The sequence below is a fragment of the Corynebacterium sp. MSK071 genome (assembly GCF_030232125.1).
GTDB classification, from domain to species: domain Bacteria; phylum Actinomycetota; class Actinomycetes; order Mycobacteriales; family Mycobacteriaceae; genus Corynebacterium; species Corynebacterium kefirresidentii.
The window spans coordinates 87,548-106,043 of record NZ_JASPJA010000009.1; the positions used below are offsets into that span (position 1 = coordinate 87,548).

At 59.6% G+C, this 18,496-nt stretch carries 20 protein-coding genes and 3 tRNA genes; 9 read left to right on the forward strand and 14 right to left on the reverse strand.

Translation table 11 applies throughout. The annotated features are described in order from the left end of the window. Window positions 1-159: 159 nt before the first annotated feature. The 5 genes from QP990_RS08850 to rplJ form a co-directional block, all read right to left on the reverse strand. Window positions 160-1,176 (reverse strand): DUF3068 domain-containing protein, encoded by a 1,017-nt coding sequence (locus QP990_RS08850; protein WP_023020530.1) that lies wholly within the window; start codon window positions 1,174-1,176, stop codon window positions 160-162. Window positions 1,177-1,245: 69 nt separating this feature from the next. Further along, window positions 1,246-1,578 (reverse strand): HigA family addiction module antitoxin, encoded by a 333-nt coding sequence (locus QP990_RS08855; RefSeq protein ID WP_023020529.1) that lies wholly within the window; start codon window positions 1,576-1,578, stop codon window positions 1,246-1,248. A gap of 40 nt (window positions 1,579-1,618) precedes the next feature. Next, entirely contained in the window at window positions 1,619-1,834 is a 216-nt protein-coding gene (locus QP990_RS08860; RefSeq protein ID WP_255342536.1) for a type II toxin-antitoxin system RelE/ParE family toxin, read from the reverse strand. 143 nt (window positions 1,835-1,977) lie between these two features. Continuing rightward, complete coding sequence (gene rplL, locus QP990_RS08865; protein WP_023020528.1) at window positions 1,978-2,367, reverse strand: 50S ribosomal protein L7/L12; 390 nt, start codon at window positions 2,365-2,367, stop codon at window positions 1,978-1,980. 88 nt (window positions 2,368-2,455) lie between these two features. Beyond that, a complete protein-coding gene (gene rplJ, locus QP990_RS08870; protein WP_005322886.1) occupies window positions 2,456-2,977 on the reverse strand; it encodes a 50S ribosomal protein L10 in 522 nt (173 codons plus the stop codon). A 314-nt stretch (window positions 2,978-3,291) separates the two neighbouring features. On the opposite strand from rplJ, the gene QP990_RS08875 reads away from it, so the two are divergent. From QP990_RS08875 to QP990_RS08890, 4 genes are read left to right on the forward strand one after another with little or no spacing between them, the layout of a single operon-like run. Beyond that, window positions 3,292-4,596 carry a deoxyribodipyrimidine photo-lyase gene (locus QP990_RS08875; RefSeq protein ID WP_023020527.1) on the forward strand — a complete coding sequence of 435 codons (1,305 nt, stop codon included), beginning with the start codon at window positions 3,292-3,294 and terminating at the stop codon, window positions 4,594-4,596. A gap of 32 nt (window positions 4,597-4,628) precedes the next feature. After that, a complete protein-coding gene (locus QP990_RS08880; protein WP_023020526.1) occupies window positions 4,629-5,645 on the forward strand; it encodes a pyridoxal-phosphate dependent enzyme in 1,017 nt (338 codons plus the stop codon). Next, entirely contained in the window at window positions 5,642-6,943 is a 1,302-nt protein-coding gene (locus tag QP990_RS08885) for an FAD/NAD(P)-binding protein (RefSeq protein ID WP_023020525.1), read from the forward strand. The genes QP990_RS08880 and QP990_RS08885 overlap by 4 nt, the downstream gene beginning before the upstream one ends. Then, window positions 6,940-8,328, forward strand: coding sequence for a hypothetical protein (locus tag QP990_RS08890; RefSeq protein ID WP_023020524.1), 1,389 nt, complete (start codon window positions 6,940-6,942; stop codon window positions 8,326-8,328). The genes QP990_RS08885 and QP990_RS08890 overlap by 4 nt, the downstream gene beginning before the upstream one ends. Window positions 8,329-8,413: 85 nt before the next feature. Here QP990_RS08890 and rplA read toward each other — a convergent pair whose 3' ends face one another. The 7 genes from rplA to QP990_RS08925 form a co-directional block, all read right to left on the reverse strand. Beyond that, entirely contained in the window at window positions 8,414-9,118 is a 705-nt protein-coding gene (gene rplA / locus QP990_RS08895) for a 50S ribosomal protein L1 (protein WP_005322897.1), read from the reverse strand. Window positions 9,119-9,186: 68 nt separating this feature from the next. Next, window positions 9,187-9,630 carry a 50S ribosomal protein L11 gene (gene rplK, locus QP990_RS08900; protein WP_005327961.1) on the reverse strand — a complete coding sequence of 148 codons (444 nt, stop codon included), beginning with the start codon at window positions 9,628-9,630 and terminating at the stop codon, window positions 9,187-9,189. A gap of 172 nt (window positions 9,631-9,802) precedes the next feature. Further along, window positions 9,803-10,741, reverse strand: coding sequence for a transcription termination/antitermination protein NusG (gene nusG / locus QP990_RS08905; protein WP_023020523.1), 939 nt, complete (start codon window positions 10,739-10,741; stop codon window positions 9,803-9,805). Window positions 10,742-10,867: 126 nt separating this feature from the next. After that, window positions 10,868-11,200, reverse strand: a complete 333-nt coding sequence (secE, locus tag QP990_RS08910) for a preprotein translocase subunit SecE (protein WP_023020522.1) — start codon at window positions 11,198-11,200, stop codon at window positions 10,868-10,870. A 223-nt stretch (window positions 11,201-11,423) separates the two neighbouring features. Next, window positions 11,424-11,496 (reverse strand) — tRNA-Trp (locus QP990_RS08915). Window positions 11,497-11,635: 139 nt separating this feature from the next. After that, window positions 11,636-11,707 (reverse strand) — tRNA-Met (locus QP990_RS08920). Between the two features lie 37 nt (window positions 11,708-11,744). Beyond that, window positions 11,745-11,820: transfer RNA gene (locus tag QP990_RS08925), tRNA-Thr, on the reverse strand. Window positions 11,821-11,984: 164 nt separating this feature from the next. Between QP990_RS08925 and QP990_RS08930 the strand changes: the two genes are divergently transcribed. The 5 genes from QP990_RS08930 to QP990_RS08950 all read left to right on the forward strand — a co-directional run bounded on the left by QP990_RS08930 (window position 11,985) and on the right by QP990_RS08950 (window position 17,376). After that, a complete protein-coding gene (locus tag QP990_RS08930; protein ID WP_034655724.1) occupies window positions 11,985-12,941 on the forward strand; it encodes a sugar-binding transcriptional regulator in 957 nt (318 codons plus the stop codon). Window positions 12,942-13,028: 87 nt separating this feature from the next. Further along, window positions 13,029-13,754 carry a purine-nucleoside phosphorylase gene (gene deoD / locus QP990_RS08935; protein ID WP_023020520.1) on the forward strand — a complete coding sequence of 242 codons (726 nt, stop codon included), beginning with the start codon at window positions 13,029-13,031 and terminating at the stop codon, window positions 13,752-13,754. A 15-nt stretch (window positions 13,755-13,769) separates the two neighbouring features. After that, the gene (locus QP990_RS08940; protein WP_023020519.1) at window positions 13,770-15,137 is read left to right on the forward strand and encodes an MFS transporter; all 1,368 of its coding nucleotides are present in this window, start codon (window positions 13,770-13,772) and stop codon (window positions 15,135-15,137) included. Window positions 15,138-15,147: 10 nt separating this feature from the next. Then, a complete protein-coding gene (gene deoC, locus QP990_RS08945) occupies window positions 15,148-15,795 on the forward strand; it encodes a deoxyribose-phosphate aldolase (protein ID WP_023027804.1) in 648 nt (215 codons plus the stop codon). Window positions 15,796-15,798: 3 nt separating this feature from the next. Then, on the forward strand, window positions 15,799-17,376 hold the full coding sequence (locus QP990_RS08950; protein ID WP_023020517.1) for a phospho-sugar mutase: 1,578 nt from the start codon (window positions 15,799-15,801) through the stop codon (window positions 17,374-17,376). Here QP990_RS08950 and QP990_RS08955 read toward each other — a convergent pair. Both QP990_RS08955 and QP990_RS08960 read right to left on the reverse strand, forming a co-directional pair. Further along, the gene (locus QP990_RS08955; RefSeq protein ID WP_034655721.1) at window positions 17,373-17,657 is read right to left on the reverse strand and encodes a hypothetical protein; all 285 of its coding nucleotides are present in this window, start codon (window positions 17,655-17,657) and stop codon (window positions 17,373-17,375) included. The two genes, QP990_RS08950 and QP990_RS08955, sit on opposite strands and share 4 nt — an antisense overlap. Before the next feature lie 116 nt (window positions 17,658-17,773). Continuing rightward, the gene (locus QP990_RS08960; RefSeq protein ID WP_023020515.1) at window positions 17,774-17,950 is read right to left on the reverse strand and encodes a hypothetical protein; all 177 of its coding nucleotides are present in this window, start codon (window positions 17,948-17,950) and stop codon (window positions 17,774-17,776) included. Window positions 17,951-18,496: the final 546 nt, after the last annotated feature.

Below are 18,496 nucleotides of genomic sequence, written 5' to 3' on the forward strand. Positions count from 1 at the left end.
TTGGGGCGTGTCGCTACCGCGCTAGGGGGCAAGCTCGTGCTCGCCGCGGCGCTAACGCGTCCACGTCGCGCGACTGTGCGCGACAACCACCGAGCACCCTACCACTAAAATCTCAATACACCGCAACCCCGGCGGCGATTTTGTTTTCCAGCTGCGCTTTTACCGGCTCGCTGGCACCGCGCTCCCGCCGATGCGCCCGCGGTTATGGCGCGGGCGGGCATGCTTATTCTTGCCGCCAATTAGGCCCAATGCGCCAATGATTCCGAGCAGGGTCAACAGTGCGCCGAGGCCGATGGCAACCCACCGCACGATCTCCGCCACGCGGTCGCGCGGGAAATCTGCCGCCTCTTTGAGCAGCGCCTGCTGGTCCTCTTCGGAGGTAGAGCCATTAAAGACGAAGGCGCGCTCGCGGCCCACGCCCTCGCGGTCCGCGTAGTAATCATCGATATCCATATCCATGCCCACTACGAGGCCGGTTTGTTGGTCCACGTAGAAGTCACGGCTTCCGGAGTGGGTCAGGTAGCCCTGCTCCTCGCCGCCGTCTTCCTTGGGCAGGCTGGTGGTATTGCCATCGGCCGCAAATAGCTGCGCGACGTTGGTCGGCTCAATTTCTTGGTGGTAGCGGTAGACCGTGCGGCCGTCCATCGTGGTTTCTTCTTCAAAGACTGCATCGACGGCCTTGCGCAGGGTCGGGTCAAAGACCGGGTAGTTGGTCTTTTCCGCGTCCGCTGGGAACTTGAGCCAATATCCGTCCACGGTCACCGTGTCGGACGGGGTTGCGAGTGTGTGGCTCAACGTGGCCTCTCCTGCTGCCTCGCCGCTCAGGCGATCTACGGGGTACGTCCACACCTGGGCCTGGCTCAGGTCATTAAGGCCCTCTCCCTCACCGCGCATGCGGGTCTCACCGATGCGCACGGTAGCATTCTCCTCGTCCGAGGGCTCTTGGATATCCATGTTGATTTGGTAGGTCATGGGGCCCGAATACGGCTGTGTGCCGTCCTTGGACAGCTGCTGCGAATCCGCAGAATCATCGTGCAGTGTCCACGTACTGTTTTTCAGGTTCAGCGGCAGCCGCGGGGAGTAATCCAAAAACGCCGGCGCCACAATACCGGCGGCGATGAGCGCAACACCGAGGCCTAGGAGCAGGACGGAAAAAATGCGGGACTTGGGCAGCATGGGGGCTAATTCTACAGCCCGTAGCGGCGATTCCTTGTTTCTACAGGCCCCGCTACGCCGGATTGATTTTTAAGCTGTGTGCTTATTCCAAGCAACGATGCTGCTCGTATCCGTGGTTTGGCGCGCGCACCAAAGATCAAACTCTTCCTGCAGTCCCAGCCAGAACTCTGCCGAATTGCCAAAATAGGCGGAAAGACGTAGCGCCATTTCCGCACTAATCCCAATGCGCCCACGCACCAGCTTGGAAATTTGGGATTTGGAGCTAAAAATATCCCTGGCTAAGCGGTATTGAGTAAGTCCGAGCGGCTCCAGAAACTCCTCGCGCAGAACCTCCCCAGGGTGTGGAACGGATATGATATCCGAAGCTTCCTCTCCCTCATTTGTGATAATCGATGAAGTCAACGTCCACAGCTCCTTTCCCTGTCCATCGAAAGACTACTCTTCACTGCGCGTTAACGCGGATGGAATAAAATCCGTCCCACTGCCCTTTCAACCTCTCTAAGTGATTCGCTGGTGGAATCCTCAAATCAGCAAGAGAGGCTGCTCGGTCAATCATGATGAGTTTGCGACGCAGTATCCTTCGCAGTTCAGGGGGCACGTACTTTGGCGCCTTACCATCTGTGTGAAAGCGCTCTAAGCTACCCCTCCTGAACTCCACAATGCCATAGTGTCACACTTTGACACTACTGGCCATTGCTGTACTACCCGCATAGCGCCCGCGAGCATAAAACGAGGAAACCCCCAGCTCCCACCGCGCGCGGCGGTAAGAGTGGGGGTTTGAAAGCGTAAAGCTCAGTGAAATTACTTGAGCTCGACGGAAGCGCCAGCCTCTTCCAGCTTGGTCTTAGCAGCCTCAGCGTCGTCCTTGGAAGCGCCCTCGAGGATAGCCTTAGGAGCACCCTCGACCATTTCCTTAGCTTCCTTCAGGCCCAGGCCGGAGACGATCTCGCGAACAGCCTTAATAACGCCAATCTTCTTAGCGCCAGCGTCGGTCAGAACGACGTCGAACTCGGTCTTCTCCTCAGCAGCAGCAGCGCCGCCCTCAGCCGGAGCGCCAGCTGCAACAGCAGCAACCGGAGCAGCAGCCTCAACGTCGAATACCTCTTCAAATTCCTTAACGAACTCGGACAGTTCGATGAGGGTCATTTCCTTGAAAGCTTCAATGAGCTCGTCCTTGGTGAGCTTAGCCATGATGGCAAGTCCTTTCTGTGTTGTGTGTGCGCTGCGCGTGATTTATGCCGCGCACACGGTGTTGTAATTGTGCGTCTTTTGTGACGACTTAAGCTTCTGCTTCCTTCTTGTCCTGCAGGGCTGCGACGGTGCGTACAGCCTTGGTTGCAGGAGCGTTGAAGAGAGCGGCTGCCTTCGCCATAGAACCCTTCATAGCGCCAGCCAGCTTTGCGAGGGTGGTCTCGCGGTTATCCAGCTTGGCGATGGCCTCAACCTGGTCGGCAGACAGTGCGTTGCCGTCCATGTAGCCACCCTTGATGATGAGTGCCTTGTTGTCATCAGCGAACTTGGTGATGACCTTCGCAGCATCCACTGCCTCGCCCTTGATGAACGCAATTGCGGTCGGGCCAGTCAGCAAATCATCAAGACCTTCGATGCCAGCTTCCTTGGCAGCGATCTTGAAAAGGGTGTTCTTGGCGACGGAGTATTCAACGTCAAAGCCCAGATCGTTACGCAGCTCCTGCAGCTGGGATACGGTCAGGCCGCGGTACTCGGTCAATACAACAGAGTTAGCGCCAGCCAGCTTCTCCTTCAGCTCTGCCAGGTCTGCAGTGTTCTTTGGGTTTGCCATTGTCTCTCGCCTCCTTCCAAAACATCTCTTTTATTATTCCGCCGGGGCCTTCCTCGCTTCGGTTGCCCGAAACAACAAAAGCCCCGTGCAAGAGCACAGGGCGCGCGACATAAGAGAATGCCGCGAATAATCGCAAAGTGTCTCCTGCGTGGGCCGCCTCCTAGGATGGAGAACCTTCGATCCAAATGGATGACCAACGGTCTTCGGTGAACTTTGACTCGGCCGTGAAGTGGCCGTTCAAACTTCGTGGAAAACACTACCTCCCCACCCGCGGTTTCTCCAAATCGCCGTTTCCGCCGCGTAGGATGGCCGCCATGACCAGCCTCATGTGGTTCCGCGATGACCTGCGCCTGCACGATAACCAGGCCCTTTCCCGCGCGGCCGAGGCCGCCGCGCTTGGCGACGCCCCCTTGGTCGCCGTCGTCCTCGACGAACCTGCCTATCCCGGCACCCGCCCGCTGGGCGGCGCGACCACGTGGTGGCGCGAACGTTCCCTCTATGCCCTCGCTAGCGACCTTGCCGACCACGGCGTAGAACTCATTCGCGCCGCCGGCGATGCTCGCGAGGAAATCCCCCGCCTCGCCACCGAACTGGGAGCCACCACCGTCACGTGGACCCGCCGCTACCACGGCCCGCTGCGCGAGGTCGATGCCACCGTCAAGGAAACCCTGGCCTCCCAGGGCATCACCGCGACGTCCTCGCCCGGCTTCACCTTGGTGGAGCCCTGGGAGGTCACCAATGGCCAGGGCCAGCCCTATAAGGTTTTTACTCCTTTCTCCAAGGCCGCCGCCTCCCAGGTGGCGGGAGATGAACCGGAGGGGGTGCCGGAAATGGGGGCGTCGGCAAGCAGTGCATCTGCCTGGCCCCAGCCCACCGAACCGGCATGGGCCGCATCGCTGGCCGAGCACTGGACGCCCGGCGAGGCCGGCGCGCGCGAGCGACTAGCCCAGCTGGACCTGGCCAACTACGCCGAGGAGCGCGATATCCCCGCGCTCAATGCCACCTCCCTACTCTCGCCCCACCTGCGCTTTGGCGAGGTCTCCCCGCGCGAGGTGTGGTTCGCCGCAGCCGAGGAACCAGAGGCCGCCAAGTTTCACTCCGAGCTACTGTGGCGCGACTTTGCCTGGCACCGTCTCTACCACCTGCCCAATCTCGCCACCGAGAACGTGCGGGAGAAATTCGACCGCTTCGACTGGTCCTGGGATGACCCGCGGCTCAAGGACTGGCAGGCAGGTACTACTGGCATTCCGCTTGTCGACGCCGGAATGCGCGAACTATGGGCCACCGGCTATATGCACAATCGCGTGCGCATGGTGGTGGGCTCCTTCCTCACCAAGAACCTAGGCATCCACTGGCGCCTGGGCGAAGAATGGTTCTGGGACACCTTGGTGGACGCCGATGCCGCCTCCAACCCGTTTAATTGGCAGTGGGTGGCCGGCTGCGGCGATGACGCCGCGCCCTTCTTCCGCATCTTCAACCCCGAAACGCAAGCCAAGCGCTTCGACCCCGACGGCGAGTACGTGCGCCGCTGGGCACCCGCACTGTCCGCCCCGCCTATCGTGGACCTGCAGGAATCGCGCCAAGCCGCGCTCGATGCCTATGCGGAGATCAAAGACTAAGCCTGCAGAAAAGGTGGACGTAAAGGTCTACCATGGGGCCAATGATGAGCCCCAGGATTCATTCTCAAGCGCACCCGCCCATTGGCAATACCCCACTCATGCGAGTAGAGGCGACTAGTCCCCGGCCGGATGTCCACCTCTATCTCAAACTCGAACAATTCAACCTTGGCGGTTCTGCGAAAGACCGGACGGCGCGAGCGCTTATCCAGGCAGCCCTTGCAGCCGGCGATATCCGCCCAGGCTCGACGCTGGTGGAATCTTCCTCCGGCAACCTGGGCATGGCGCTAGCTCGCCAAGCCCCGCTCCAGGGGATGAAGTTCCATTGTGTGGTGGATCCGCGCGTCAACGCTTCTACGGTGGCCACCATGCGGGCCTATGGCGCACACGTGGAATTGCTCGACCACCCAGATCCTGAAACCGGCGATTGGCTCACCGCCCGCCGCACCCGCGTGGCCGAGCTATTGGAAGAGATCCCCGATTCTTTCAACCTCAACCAGTATTCCAATGAAGCCGCCTTCCACGCCCACGCGGAGGGCACTATGACTGAGATCCTGGAGCAACTCGGGCAGGCACCCAGCCATGTGCTCGTGGCTATGAGTACCACCGGAACCCTTGGCGGCTGTGTCCGCAAACTTTCCGAGGTGGGAGCCAGTACCCAAACAATCGGCGTTGATGCAGAGGGCTCCGTACTTTTCGGCGGTGAGCGTGGCACCCGCATGCTGCCCGGCTATGGCGCAGGTATCGTGACCGACCTATCCACCAAATTTTCGCCCTCCTCCGTCGAGCGGGTCCCCGATCTCGAGGCCATCGTGGCCGCCCGCAGGCTCGCCCGGGCCGAGGGTTTGCTGCCGGGTGCTTCCGGCGGTGCTGTTATCGCAGCCTTCCAGCGCCTCGCCCCCTCCCTGCCGGCGGGGGCGGAGGTGGTTGCCGTGCTACACGACGCCGGCCAGCCTTACTTAGACACTATCTATAACGATTCCTGGGTGTGCGAAAACTTCGGCATTTCACCTGCCGAACTTGCCGCGCGCAGCGAAGGGACGGCGCAGTGACTTCCGCTAAGCCTGCCCGACGCATTGCCATCATCGGAGGCGGTCCGCGCGGTCTCTGGGCTGTAGAGGAACTCATCGAGCGCGCCCGCATCCCCATCGATGTCACGGTCTTCGACCCGTATCCGGCCGGTTCAGGCGCTGTCTACCGCCCGCAGCAGCCGCCCCACTGGCGCCTCAACGTCAACTGCGCCATCGTCACCACCGCCCACGATAATTTCAACGCATGGCGGGCCCGCCGCGGTGGGGACACCACCGATGCCTTCCCACCGCGCGCCGAAGTGGGCCAATTCCTCGCCGATACCTGGTCCGCCGCATTGCAGCGCGCGCCGGCGCACGTTCACATTCGCCATCTGCCGCACCGCGTGAGCGAAGTGAGTAATGACGGAGAAGGCTTCATGGTCGACGGCGCCCCCTTCGACGACGTCCTGGTCTGCACCGGACACGACCATCTCCATGCTGGTTCCTTGGTCCACGAAACTTCGCGTGTGCCCGTCACCGGTCTCTATTTCGGCGCCGACCTCCCTAGCGCTCCACGGCGAATCGGCGTGCGCGGTGCCGCCTTAAGCTTTATCGATGTATGCCTGCTTTATGGCGATACCGCCGAGGTCATTTATCCGGTTAGCCGCGGCGGGCGATTTATGGAGGTAAAGCCCTCTCCGGAGGCACCGCTGCCGGAGGTTTCGACGCGGTGGCGGCAGGCCTGTGTGCACATCACTAACGCCGCAGATTTGCGCGAGATCCTCATCGGGGCCGCAGCCGAGTTCGGTGACTTCTCTAGTGCGGAACTAGCAGCCGTTATTGATGGTCAGGATTTCACTGGCGCTGCGCTCGCTGAGCTGGAGGCTTCCCTCCGTGCGGTCGAGGGTACTGGTCCCCTGACTCCGGCCACGGCCGTGGGCGCGGCTTTTCGTGGGGTCTTCCAAGACTGCGTCGATTGGCACCAGGCACACGGCCCAATGCCCGGGTTCCGCGAGCTCTCACGCACCCTTGAGCGGGTGGCCTTCGGCCCACCACCGGTCACAGCTAGGCGTCTGCTCGAGCTCATCCACTCCGGGGTGGTGGATACCCAGTATCTAGGCACTCCTGAGCAGATAGATTCCTGGCGGGAGAAGGGCGGCGTGGACCTGCTTATCGACGCCACTGTGGCTCCCCAAGCCACCCACTCCCCCTTCCATAACGTTCCTGGTGTGGTGGAAATTGGCCGCATGAATGAGCTCTCCCTGCCCGGGCATGACTCTCTTAACCGTTTAGTACACGATGACATCCCCCGCTGGGCGGAGAAAGTAGGAAACCCATGACCACCCCTCCCGTTGCCCCACTGCCGGTCCATGGCACCGTCCCGCTGCGTGCCCGATGGGAGCAGTGGATGCAAGAGCTCGTGGAGAACCCGCAAGACGTTAGCGCACTCACCTCGCGCTATGGTTCTCCGGTAAACGTGCTTAATCCCGCGCCACTGCGCCACAATGCCCAAGAGCTACTAGACGCCGGTGCTTCCCACGACGTGAAAACTCGGGTATTTTTCGCCCGCAAAGCCAATAAGGCGCTGTGCTTTGTCGACGCCGCTCGCGAGAGTGGACTCGGCGTGGATGTAGCCAGTGAGAACGAGCTACGCCAAGTACTCGAGCGCGATGTAGCCCCAGAGCGCATCATCCTCAGCGCTGCTATCAAAAGCGATGGTTTGCTCCGCCTCGCGATTTCGCGTGGCGTTACTATATCGTGCGATTCTCGCGCAGAATGCGGCCGCATCGCCGCCATCGCCCGAGCTTTAGAAACTACCGCCCGCGTGGCACCGCGCCTTGCTCCAGATCCAGATGATTTACCACCGACCCGCTTCGGGGAAAGGCTACCTGCATGGCAGAAAGCGGAGTGGCCCACGGAGCTTCGTGCCGTGGGTGTCCACGTCCACCTGCATGGCTATAGCGAGGCGGATCGCCGCACCGCCCTTACAGAGGCCATTGCTCTAGTCGAGCACCTACGCGCAATGAACCAACCCGCTAATTTCATCGATATCGGCGGCGGCGTGCCCATGAGCTATTTAGAATCCCGCGAGCAGTGGGAAAACTACACAGCGCGTATCTCTGCGCAACGCGCTGGTACCGGTGACCCCTTTACCTGGAAATCGGATCCGCTCTCCAATACTTACCCATTCTGGCAGGAACCGACGCGCGGTCAGTGGCTGAACCAACTTCTCTCCGGTGAGGTCCCCGGCTACGGCAACGCCGGTGGTGCCCTGCGAGAGCGGGACATCGCCCTCCATCTAGAACCGGGCCGCAGCCTCCTCGACGGCTGTGGTGTCATCCTCGCCGAGGTGAGCTTTCTCAAAGAACGTTCTGATGGCCTGCCCCTTATCGGTGTGGCGATGAATCGCACGCAGTGCCGGACCGCCGCGGATGACATCCTGCTAGACCCCCTCCTCGTGCCTACAGCCGGTTCAGCAAAGGAGGTCTCCCGCGAGCGACGTACCGGCTTTGTAGTCGGTGCCTACTGCATTGAAGACGAGGTGATTCTGCGCCGCGAACTGGACTTCCCAGCGGGCATTGCCGTAGGAGATACCCTCGCCATTCCCAACACGGCCGGATATTTTATGCACATCCTCGAGTCTGCTTCGCACCAGATTCCCTTGGCTCGAAACGTCTACTACGACGGCGGCGAATGGGTGCCAGACGATATTGACGCCACATAACTACTAGTGGCTCGAGATATAGAAAAAGGGCTTCGAGGAATTGCCTCTAAGCCCTTTAACCTTAAACGCAGTACGTGATAACTGCTTAAGCGGTGTAATCCTTGACCACGGAACCGTCAACCGGGATGCCCGGGCCGGAGGTGGTGGAGATGGTAGCGCGCTTGATGTAGATGCCCTTAGCGGAAGAAGGCTTCAGGCGCTGGATCTCATCCATGAGGGCGCCGTAGTTCTCAGCCAGCTTCTCAGCATCGAAGGAAGCCTTACCGATGATGGCGTGCAGGTTAGCAGCCTTATCAACGCGGAAGGAGATCTTGCCGCCCTTAACCTCAGAGATTGCCTTAGCAACGTCTGCGGTAACGGTGCCGGTCTTCGGGTTCGGCATCAAACCACGCGGGCCCAAGACGCGGGCAACGCGGCCAACCTTGGCCATCTGATCCGGGGTAGCGATAGCAACGTCGAAGTCGATGTTGCCCTCGTTGATCTGCTCGATCAATTCAGCGGTGCCGACGATATCAGCGCCAGCTTCCTGAGCGGCGGTAGCCTTCTCGCCCTCTGCGAAGACAGCAACGCGAACGTCCTTACCGGTGCCGTTAGGCAGGGAAACGGTGCCGCGAACCAGCTGGTCAGCCTTGCGCGGGTCAACGCCCAAACGGAAAACAACATCAACGGTGGCGTCGAAGTTCTTGGAGGAGGTCTCCTTAGCCAGCTTGGTGGCCTCGATCGGACGGTACAGGCGGGACTTATCTACCAGTTCCGCAGCGGCCTTATAAGCCTTAGACTTGGTGCTCATTTAACAATTCCTTTTCTGGATTGGTGTGGTGTTCGGCGGGCCGTAGCTGGCCCTACCACATAAAGTTTTTACTTCTCCGGTGCGCCATCAACGGTGATGCCCATGGAGCGGGCGGTACCGGCGATGATGCGAGCGCCGTTCTCGATGTCACGTGCGTTCAGGTCCGCAAACTTGGTCTCTGCGATTTCCTTGCACTGGTCCCAAGACACAGAGCCGACCTTGTCGGTGTGTGGAACGCCGGACCCCTTCTTGATGCCAGCGGCCTTCAGCAGCAGCTTGGCTGCCGGCGGGGTCTTCAGCTTGAAGTCGAAGGAACGGTCCTCGTAGACGGTGATCTCAACCGGAACCACGTTGCCACGCTGGTTCTCGGTAGCGGCGTTATAAGCCTTGCAGAATTCCATGATGTTGACGCCGTGGGCACCCAGTGCCGGGCCAACTGGCGGTGCCGGGTTAGCGGCGCCTGCCTCGATCTGCAGCTTGATGAAGCCAGATACCTTCTTCTTAGGAGCCATCGAATTACCTCTTTCCTGTGTTACCGGGATAGCCGCCACGATGAATAACGGGATCCCGTCCGGATGCTCACCTTCAGTGGGCCACCGGAGGATGAAACGTTTTTCTTATACGCACGCCAAAGGCGCACGGCGTTCCAGTTTAGAACACCGTGCGCCCTGCACAAAATCACTTTTAGGAGATGCGCTCGATCTCGGTCGGCGACAACTCCACTGGGGTCTCGCGACCAAAGATGGATACCAGTCCCTGCATCTTGCCGGTCTCTGGGTCGATCTCGGAAATGGTGGCGGAGACTGCGGCCAGCGGGCCGGACAGGATGGTCACTGCCTCGCCTACCTCGAAGTCGTGGGCGTACTTCTTTGCCACTTCCTTTTCTGGCATGGCCACGACCTGCTCGCCCTCGGCCTCATTCGGGGCGGCATCGCCCTTGGTGGACGGTGCTTCGTTCGGCATCAGGAATTTAGCCACATCGCGGGTCTTAACCGGGGTGGCGTTGCCCTCGTTGCCCACGAAGGAGGTCACACCAGGGGTTTCGCGGATGACGGACCAAGCGGCGTCATTGAGTTCGGCGCGGACGAGGACGTAGCCCGGCAGCAGCTTGCGCTTCACAATCTTCTTCTTGCCGTCTTTGTTCTCAAGTACCTGCTCAATAGGAACGACAACCTCGAAGATAGAGTCCTCCACCTCGAGGGTCTGGGCACGCATGTCCAGGTTGGTCTTTACCTTGTTTTCGTAACCGGAGTAGCACTGAATGATGTACCACTGGCCCGGTTGCTTCTTCAGCTCGCGGGTAAACGCACGCAGGCGCTTGCGGTAGGCGGCGTCTTCGGACTCATCCTCGCCAGCCTCTGGAGCTGCGGCCTCTGCCGCGCCCTCGGCGTCGGCTGCTGCCGATTCCGATTCCGCTCCCGGTGCCTCGGCTGCCTCCGCAGACTCGCCTGCAGCGTCGGTGGACTCTGCTGCTTCTTCTACTGCGGGCGCGCTTGGGGTAGCGTCCTCCTGCTGTGCTTCTTCAACGGAGCTAGCGTGCTCTGCCGCCTGCTCCTGCACGTTGGCCTGCATAGCCTCCTCTAGGGAGGTGCCTACGGTTTCGACGTTATTCTCGTCGCTCATGATTCTTACTCCAAAAATTCCTCGGCGCGTTGCGTAGGACTAGCCTACCCGCCCGCGTATGGGCAAAAAGTATCCCGCCGTTCCTTCAGTGGAAACAGCGGGATAAAAGATTATGCGGCTATCTTACTAATCAGAGAGAACCTGCTCAACTCCGAGACCGGCCAGAGCGTCCACACCCCACACCAAAACGGTCATGACGATGAGGAAGGCAAAGGTAATGAGGGTGTACTGCAGCATCTCCTTAGCGGTCGGCCACACCACTTTCTTCATCTCAGTTGCCACCTCGCCAGGGAAAGCGGCTACGCCACCACCTGGGGTGTCATCGTGATTCTTATCCTCTACGCGGACGACGTGCTTATCGGCGTAGTCCGCGGAGGACGTGGTAGCCGCACCAGAGAGCTGACGCTTACCGGTCGGGCGCGGTGCACCCGAATTCTTCGGCTGCTGCTCATCGCTCACAGCTAACCCTCCTTGGGAACTAAATCTAATAGGGCGCTTAACGCGCACCTCCATAACTTTGTCAACCCTAGCAAAGCTTGCACTGCATGAAAAGCTGACCACCGCATTTATAAGACGTGGCCTTGGATACATTGGGCGAGCACAGCGGCGAGCAAGGCTCGACCGGGAAAATATGGCATGAACAAACCCCGCCACCTGAAATCAAGTGACGGGGTTTACTGTGCAGGGGCGACAGGACTCGAACCTGCAACCTACGGTTTTGGAGACCGTTGCGCTACCAATTGCGCCACGCCCCTATTCTTTTATCTCTTAATGCCTCAGCATCAAGCGTTGAAGACCTTACCAGAGCCGTAGTTCCAATCTGAAACCAGGCGGGTCTGCAAAGCCTTCAGCGCGGTAATAAAAAAGCGCCCTGCGGGCGCCTTTCTTTCCCGGTAGCGATGGCGAGAATTGAACTCGCGACACAGCGATTATGAGTCGCTTGCTCTACCACTGAGCTACACCGCCATATTCACCTTGGGGAATTTCTTCCTCCGAACATGAATGGAGCCCCCTGACAGAATCGAACTGTCGACCTTTTCCTTACCATGGAAACGCTCTGCCGACTGAGCTAAGGGGGCACATCCTAGCGTTGAACACATCGCTATTTCGTTGTGCTCTCCGTTGCGGACTCCAATAATCTAACCCGCTTGCAACGTTTTACACAAATCGCCACGTCAGAGCGCAAAAATGGGAAGCTTTTATGACACCTTATCGCGCATGTGAATGTGCTTGAATGAAAGGCATGTTGGATCAGAAGGATGCCCAGTCCATTGACGCCGCAAAGTTGTACTACAACTCCGGCTTCTCTCAGGCCGAGGTTGCCCATCATCTTGGGGTTTCCCGGCCCACGGTGTCCAAGTTGCTCAGCCACGCCTCCGCGCGCGGCTTTGTCACCATCAGCATTGCCGATCCGCGGGAGCAATCCGATGAACTAGTGGGCCAACTACGCCAACGCTTTGCGCTTGCCGACGTCCGCGTGACCACCACCCCACCCGGCGGTTCTCCCCTAGCAGACCTGGGCAGCGCCGGCGCCGCCCTCCTGGAAGAACTCATTGAGGATGGCACCAGCGTCGGCCTCTCTTGGGGCGAGACGATGTCCGCCGTCGCTTCTCACCTGCGGCGACAGCCACGGGAAGGCGTAGAGATTGTGCAACTAAAAGGTGGCCACTCACACACGGAGCGATCCACTAAAGACTTCTACACCCTGCAGGCCTTTGCCCACGCCTTCAATGCCGAGGCCCACCTTTTACCACTGCCGGGCATCTTCGATTCCGCGGAGGCCAAGCAGTGGGTGGAGCGCGATAGGCATATTGGGCAGATTTTGCATAAGGGGGCGTCGGTAAGCGTGGCAGTGTTCACGGTGGGCTCGGCCGAGCAGGAATCCTTAGCATTCAACCTGGGCTATCTGACCGCGGCCGAGAAACAGCAGATTGCAGACAATGCTGTGGGTGATGTGTGCTCGCGCTTCTTCGACGCCCGCGGGGAAGTAGCCTGCCCGGCCGTAGACGCCCGCACCGTGGGCATCAGCCTCGCAGACTTGGCCACGCGCCCCACCCGGGTGCTGGTAGCTGGCGGCGCATCTAAGGCGCGGGCCATATGGGTGGCGCTGCGCAAGGGATTGGCTACCCATCTGGTCACAGATCAGGCCACCGCGCGCAAGATCGTGGACTGGGCTAGTGAGGCCTCCCACAAATGTTGAACAATTGTAAATTGCGTCATTGACATGGGTTCCTGCGGGGTTAAGCTAAGTGTGTAAAATCCCCCCCACACACCGAGGAGCGAAGCTATGTCCGCTACCGATATTGCCACCCCACACATCAACCCGCAGGGCGCGCCCATTGCAGAAACCATCTTGCTGCCCGGCGACCCACTACGCGCACAATTCATCGCCGAAAACTTCCTGGAAGACACCGTCCAGTTCAACGGCGTGCGCAATATGCTGGGGTTTACCGGCACCTATAAAGGCAACCCCGTTTCGGTCATGGGCACCGGCATGGGTATTCCCTCCATCGGCATTTACTCCTGGGAGCTCATCCACAACTACGGCGTAAAGAAGCTCATCCGCGTCGGTTCCATCGGCGCTATGCAGGAAGACATCGAGCTACACGATGTCATCGTCGCCTCCTCCGCCTCCACCGATTCCAATTTCTTGAGCCAGTACAACCTGCCGGGCAGCTACGCTCCCACCGCCTCGTGGAAGCTCCTCAAGGCTTTGGTGGATGAAGCCGAGAAGCAGCAGGCACACATTCACGTGGGCAATATCTTGAGCTCGGACATCTTTTATAACTTTGACCAGTCCGTCAACGAACGCTGGGCGCACATGGGCGTGCTCGGCGTAGAGATGGAATCCGCAGCGCTTTATGCCACCGCGGCCGAAGCCGGCGTCGACGCACTGGGGCTTTTCACCGTATCCGACAACCTCGTGCACGGTACCAAGCTTTCTGCCGAAGAACGCCAAACCGCCTTCCACACCATGATTGAACTCGCGCTGCCGCTTAACGCGCTCGACTAAAAGGACGCCTTCCCCGTGACTTCTTCTACTACCTCTGCTTCCCCGCAGGACAAGCGGCCAGGTCCCGCGCTAAACCCCAAAGTTGCCGTCCCCATCCTGCTCTTCGTCTTTGTCTTTTCTCTGGTTATTGATAACGGCTTTAAGACGATGACCATGCCGATTGCCCAGGCGCTCGACCTTTCCGTTAAGACCGCCTCCCTCCAGGCTTCCCTCGCCGGCGTCATCATCGGCATCGGTGCTGTGGTCTATGCCGCGCTGGCGGATTCCATTTCCATCCGCAAGCTCATGCTCACCGGCGTTGTCCTCATTGCCGTGGGATCGATTTTAGCCTTCGCCTTTTCTAGCTTCTGGCCCATGGTGCTGACCGGTCGTCTCATTCAAACCGGCGGCCTCTCCGCCGCGGAGACGCTTTATGTCATTTACGTGACCAAGCACTTGAGCGAGGCCGATCAAAAGACCTACCTGGGCTTTTCCACCGCCGCTTTCCAAGCCGGCCTGCTCATCGGCGCGTTGACCTCTGGCTTTATTTCCACCTATGTCTCGTGGACGGCGATGTTCCTAATCCCGCTCATCCTCATTCTGACCATCCCACCAATCATCAAGCTGGTGCCAGAAGATGAGGCCGTGGAGGGACACCTCGATGTGCTCGGCCTATTTTTCATCGCCGTCTTTGCCACTGGCCTGACCTTATTCATGCAGGAGTTCGACTGGGTATATCTCATCGTGGCTGTCCTCGGCGTGGTGGGCTTTGTTTACCACATCGGCCACGCCAAATATCCCGTGGTCACCCCGGAGTTTTTCACCAACGGCCGCTACGTGTGGACCATCCTCATGGTCTTCTTCGTCTATTCCACCCAGATGGGCTTCATCTTCTTGCTGCCTTTTGCGGCGCATGACCTGCACGGCATGAATATCGATAAAGCCTCCCTGTTGATGATCCCGGGCTATATCTGCGCCATCCTCATCGGCATCTTCTCCGGAAAGATCGGCACCGTTTTATCCTCCCGCGCCACCATCTACACCGCCTTCGCCTTAGTTGCCGGCGCACTGGTGATGGCCGCGCTTTTTGTGCAACTCCACGTCGCTATTCTCATCGCAGCCATCGTGGCCTTCGCCTCCGGCTTTTCACTGATGTACGCGCCGCTGGTTAATACCGCGCTGCGCAATATCAGCGCCGTCAAGTCCGGCATCGCCATTGGTTTTTATAACCTGACCATCAATATCGCCATCCCGCTGGGCATTGCCTATACCGCCAAGCTGCAGGACCTCGCTAGCTATAACACCGTGCTGTGGATCCTGGCCACCGTGGCTGCTATTGGCATTGCCCTATACGTAGTTTCTGACCTCAAGATGGCCCGTTCCGAATCCCGCCCAGCCCGTTAAGGAGAAAATTATGACTTCCCGCACCGACGTTGCATCCATCATCGATCACACCCTGCTCAAGCCGGAGGCCACCCCGGAACAATTCCGCGCCCTGGTAAATGAGGCAGCCGAGCTGGGCACCTACTCCGTATGCGTTTCCCCCTCCGCCTTGCCCATCGAGGTTCCTGACTCCCTGCACATTGCCACCGTCGTCGGCTTTCCCTCCGGTGCCGTAAAGCCGGAGATCAAGGCCGCTGAGGCAGCCCGCGCGGTTGCCGATGGCGCCGAAGAGGTGGACATGGTCATCAATATCCCGCTAGCCATTGAGGGCCGCGCCGAGGATCTGCAGGCCGAAATCCAGGCCGTGCGCGATGCCATCCCGGGCAAGGTTCTCAAGGTCATCATTGAATCCGCCGCGCTTTCCGAAGACGCCATTGTCCTCGCCTGCAAGGCCGCTGCAGCCGCCCAGGCGGACTTTGTCAAGACCTCCACTGGTTTCCACCCGGCCGGCGGTGCCTCTGTATATGCCGTAAAGCTCATGCGCGAGACCGTAGGCGATAAGTTAGGCGTGAAAGCCTCTGGCGGCATCCGTACCGCACAGGACGCCCTAGCCATGATTGAGGCTGGCGCGACCCGCTTGGGCCTGTCCTCCTCCGCCAAGATCCTCGAGGAGCTCTAGTCCATGTCGAACGCCGCCGTAGATTATGACTACGCCCGTACGTGGGCCGAGCACGACCCTGATCCGGATACAGCCCGCCGGGTAAACACCTGGATTGAGGAGGGCAATACCGCTGAGCTCGCCTCCGCCTTCGCCGGCCCCCTGGCCTTTGGCACCGCGGGCCTGCGCGCCGCCGTGGGCCCAGGTGAGTCCCGCATGAACCGCGCCGTGGTCATCCGCACCACCTACGGGCTCATCACATGGCTCAAGCAGCAGGTCGATACCCCAGTCGTGGCCATTGGTTGCGATGCCCGCCACGGCTCCGCGCAGTTCCAACGCGATGCGGCGCAGGTCATCTCCGCAGCTGGCGGCCGAGCCCTGGTTTTGCCCGCACAAAACCCCACCCCGCTGACCGCTTTCACGGTACGCAAGCTCAAGGCAGATGCTGGCATCATGGTTACCGCCTCGCATAATCCGCCGGCCGATAATGGCTACAAGGTGTACTTGGGCGGCCGCATCGCCACCGGCCCTGCGGAAGGCGTGCAACTTATCTCGCCCGCCGATGCCGCAATCGCGGAAGCCATCGCCGCGGCACCTCATGCCGATGAAATCCCGCTTTCTGCGGCGAATGTCGAGAACGTCGATACCCGCGCCGACTACCTCGACCGCGCGGCACAACTCGTAGGCGAAAGCTCCGATGTCACCATCGCGCTCACGGCCATGCACGGCGTTGGTGCTGCCTTGGGCAAAGAACTTCTCACCCGCTGTGGCTTCCGCGTCTCGCTAGTTCCTGAGCAGGCCCAACCGGATCCGGATTTCCCCACCGTCTCCTTCCCCAACCCGGAAGAGCCCGGCGCCCTTGATCTGGGTATCCGCCACGCTGAGGAGATCGGCGCCGATATCCTTATCGCTTATGACCCCGACGCCGACCGCTGCGCCGCCGCCGTACCTACTGCTTCTGGCTCCTGGCGCCAGCTCACCGGCGATGAAACCGGTGCCCTTTTGGGCGACTATCTGGCCCGCCGCGGGGCGACCGGCAATTTTGCCAATTCCCTCGTCTCCTCCCGCCTGCTCGGGCGCATCGCCGCGCACTACGGCCTCGGCCACGAGGAGACACTGACCGGCTTCAAGTGGATCGCACGAACCCCGGATCTCGCCTTTGGCTACGAGGAAGCCATTGGATTCTGCCCCGATCCCACCGCTGTCCGTGACAAGGACGGCATCGCTACCTCCGTAGTGCTCGCCAGCCTCGCTGCCGAGTGCAAGGCCGCAGGAACCACCCTGCTGGAGCGCTTGGAGGGCATCTACGCCACCGTCGGGGCCCTGTATACCCAACCGCTGACCTTCCGCGTAGATGACCTCAGCATCATCGCCCAAGCGATGGATAAGGTCGCATCTACCCCGCCCACCGAACTGGCTGGCTCGCCCGTGGCGAAGGTAGAGAAATTCGCCCAAGGCTCCAAGTTCTTCACGGACAACGATGACCGCGTCATCGTTCGCCCCTCCGGCACGGAACCGAAGCTCAAGTGCTACCTCGAGTCCCCCGACGCCGACCGCCTCGATGCTATTGCGGCCGACCTGCGCGCCTACTTCGAGATTTAAACCCCTCCTCGCTCCACGCTCTCTAACTGGTCCTTCTGAGATTGCTTAGGGCCAATGAGGGTGCGGACTAGTGGGCTTGCTGCCGCCAGGCCCACCGCCGCAGTACCAACTATCGATTCCGGTGGGTCAAAAAGAACGAGTATCGCCGGCATAAGGATGAGCGCGCCGAAAATGACACCTACGGCCGTAAAGAGCCGTACTTTTGATTCAAATATCGCGTACTCGAAAGATTCTGCTGTAACTTTCCTATCGAGGACAATATCTGCATGAGCGCCCTCCATAATCCGATCGCCTGCGCCCGGCTGAATGTCATTGTGCTGTTTGATTATCTGTGGATGCGGAGTTGGCCCCTGATGCGCCCACACAGCAATTTGGTCGTCAAGGTTAGAAAGTCTATTTACGCCAGGGAGCGCTCCTCCAACTGGTGGGAAATCGCTGCGTTTATTTTGCGGTGCGCCCGATAACTGCGAGTCCGATTGCGCAGATGCGCTTGCTGCGCTGCCTGCGCTACTCGCTGGCTTTGAAATAGGTGAATCTCGTTTACCCCGTCCAGCATCGTTCGGATCTTCTTCATATCCCATATCCTATCGCTAAACCTCATACCTTCATCTCTACAGTGACTTTCTGTGACTGATGGTGTGGCTACCGAGCACGCCTGTTTGTACACAGCACCTTAGGAAGGTGTAGTTTGCTGGTCCTGAAGGCCAAAATGAGAGGAGTTAAAGATTACAGAACCCCGCCATTCATCCTTAACAGTTCTGCTAAAGATTGCAGTTGGTATTTCATCATTGCTCTGCCTCGGCTATTTCATTGGCGGTTTGAATGCGGTATACGTTGCCAAGGCCCTGGCGGGATCGGATTCCACCTCATTGCCGGATATTTCTCGTAGGTTAGGAAATGGATTTTTCTACTTCACGGCCGCTGGGATATTCCTAGCTGTATCCCTCATCGGTGCCTATGCGGTGTTCCACAGGGCTCAAAGCTCCCGCAGACAGGAGTCCTGCCGGTAGCACCCGTCTCACGACTGCAGGTACGACGAAACCGGGTTAAGGGTCAAAAAGTGTGTCCGGAATCGCGGATTTTCACGGATTGACCTGTAGGTTTCCGGAAAGTATATGCT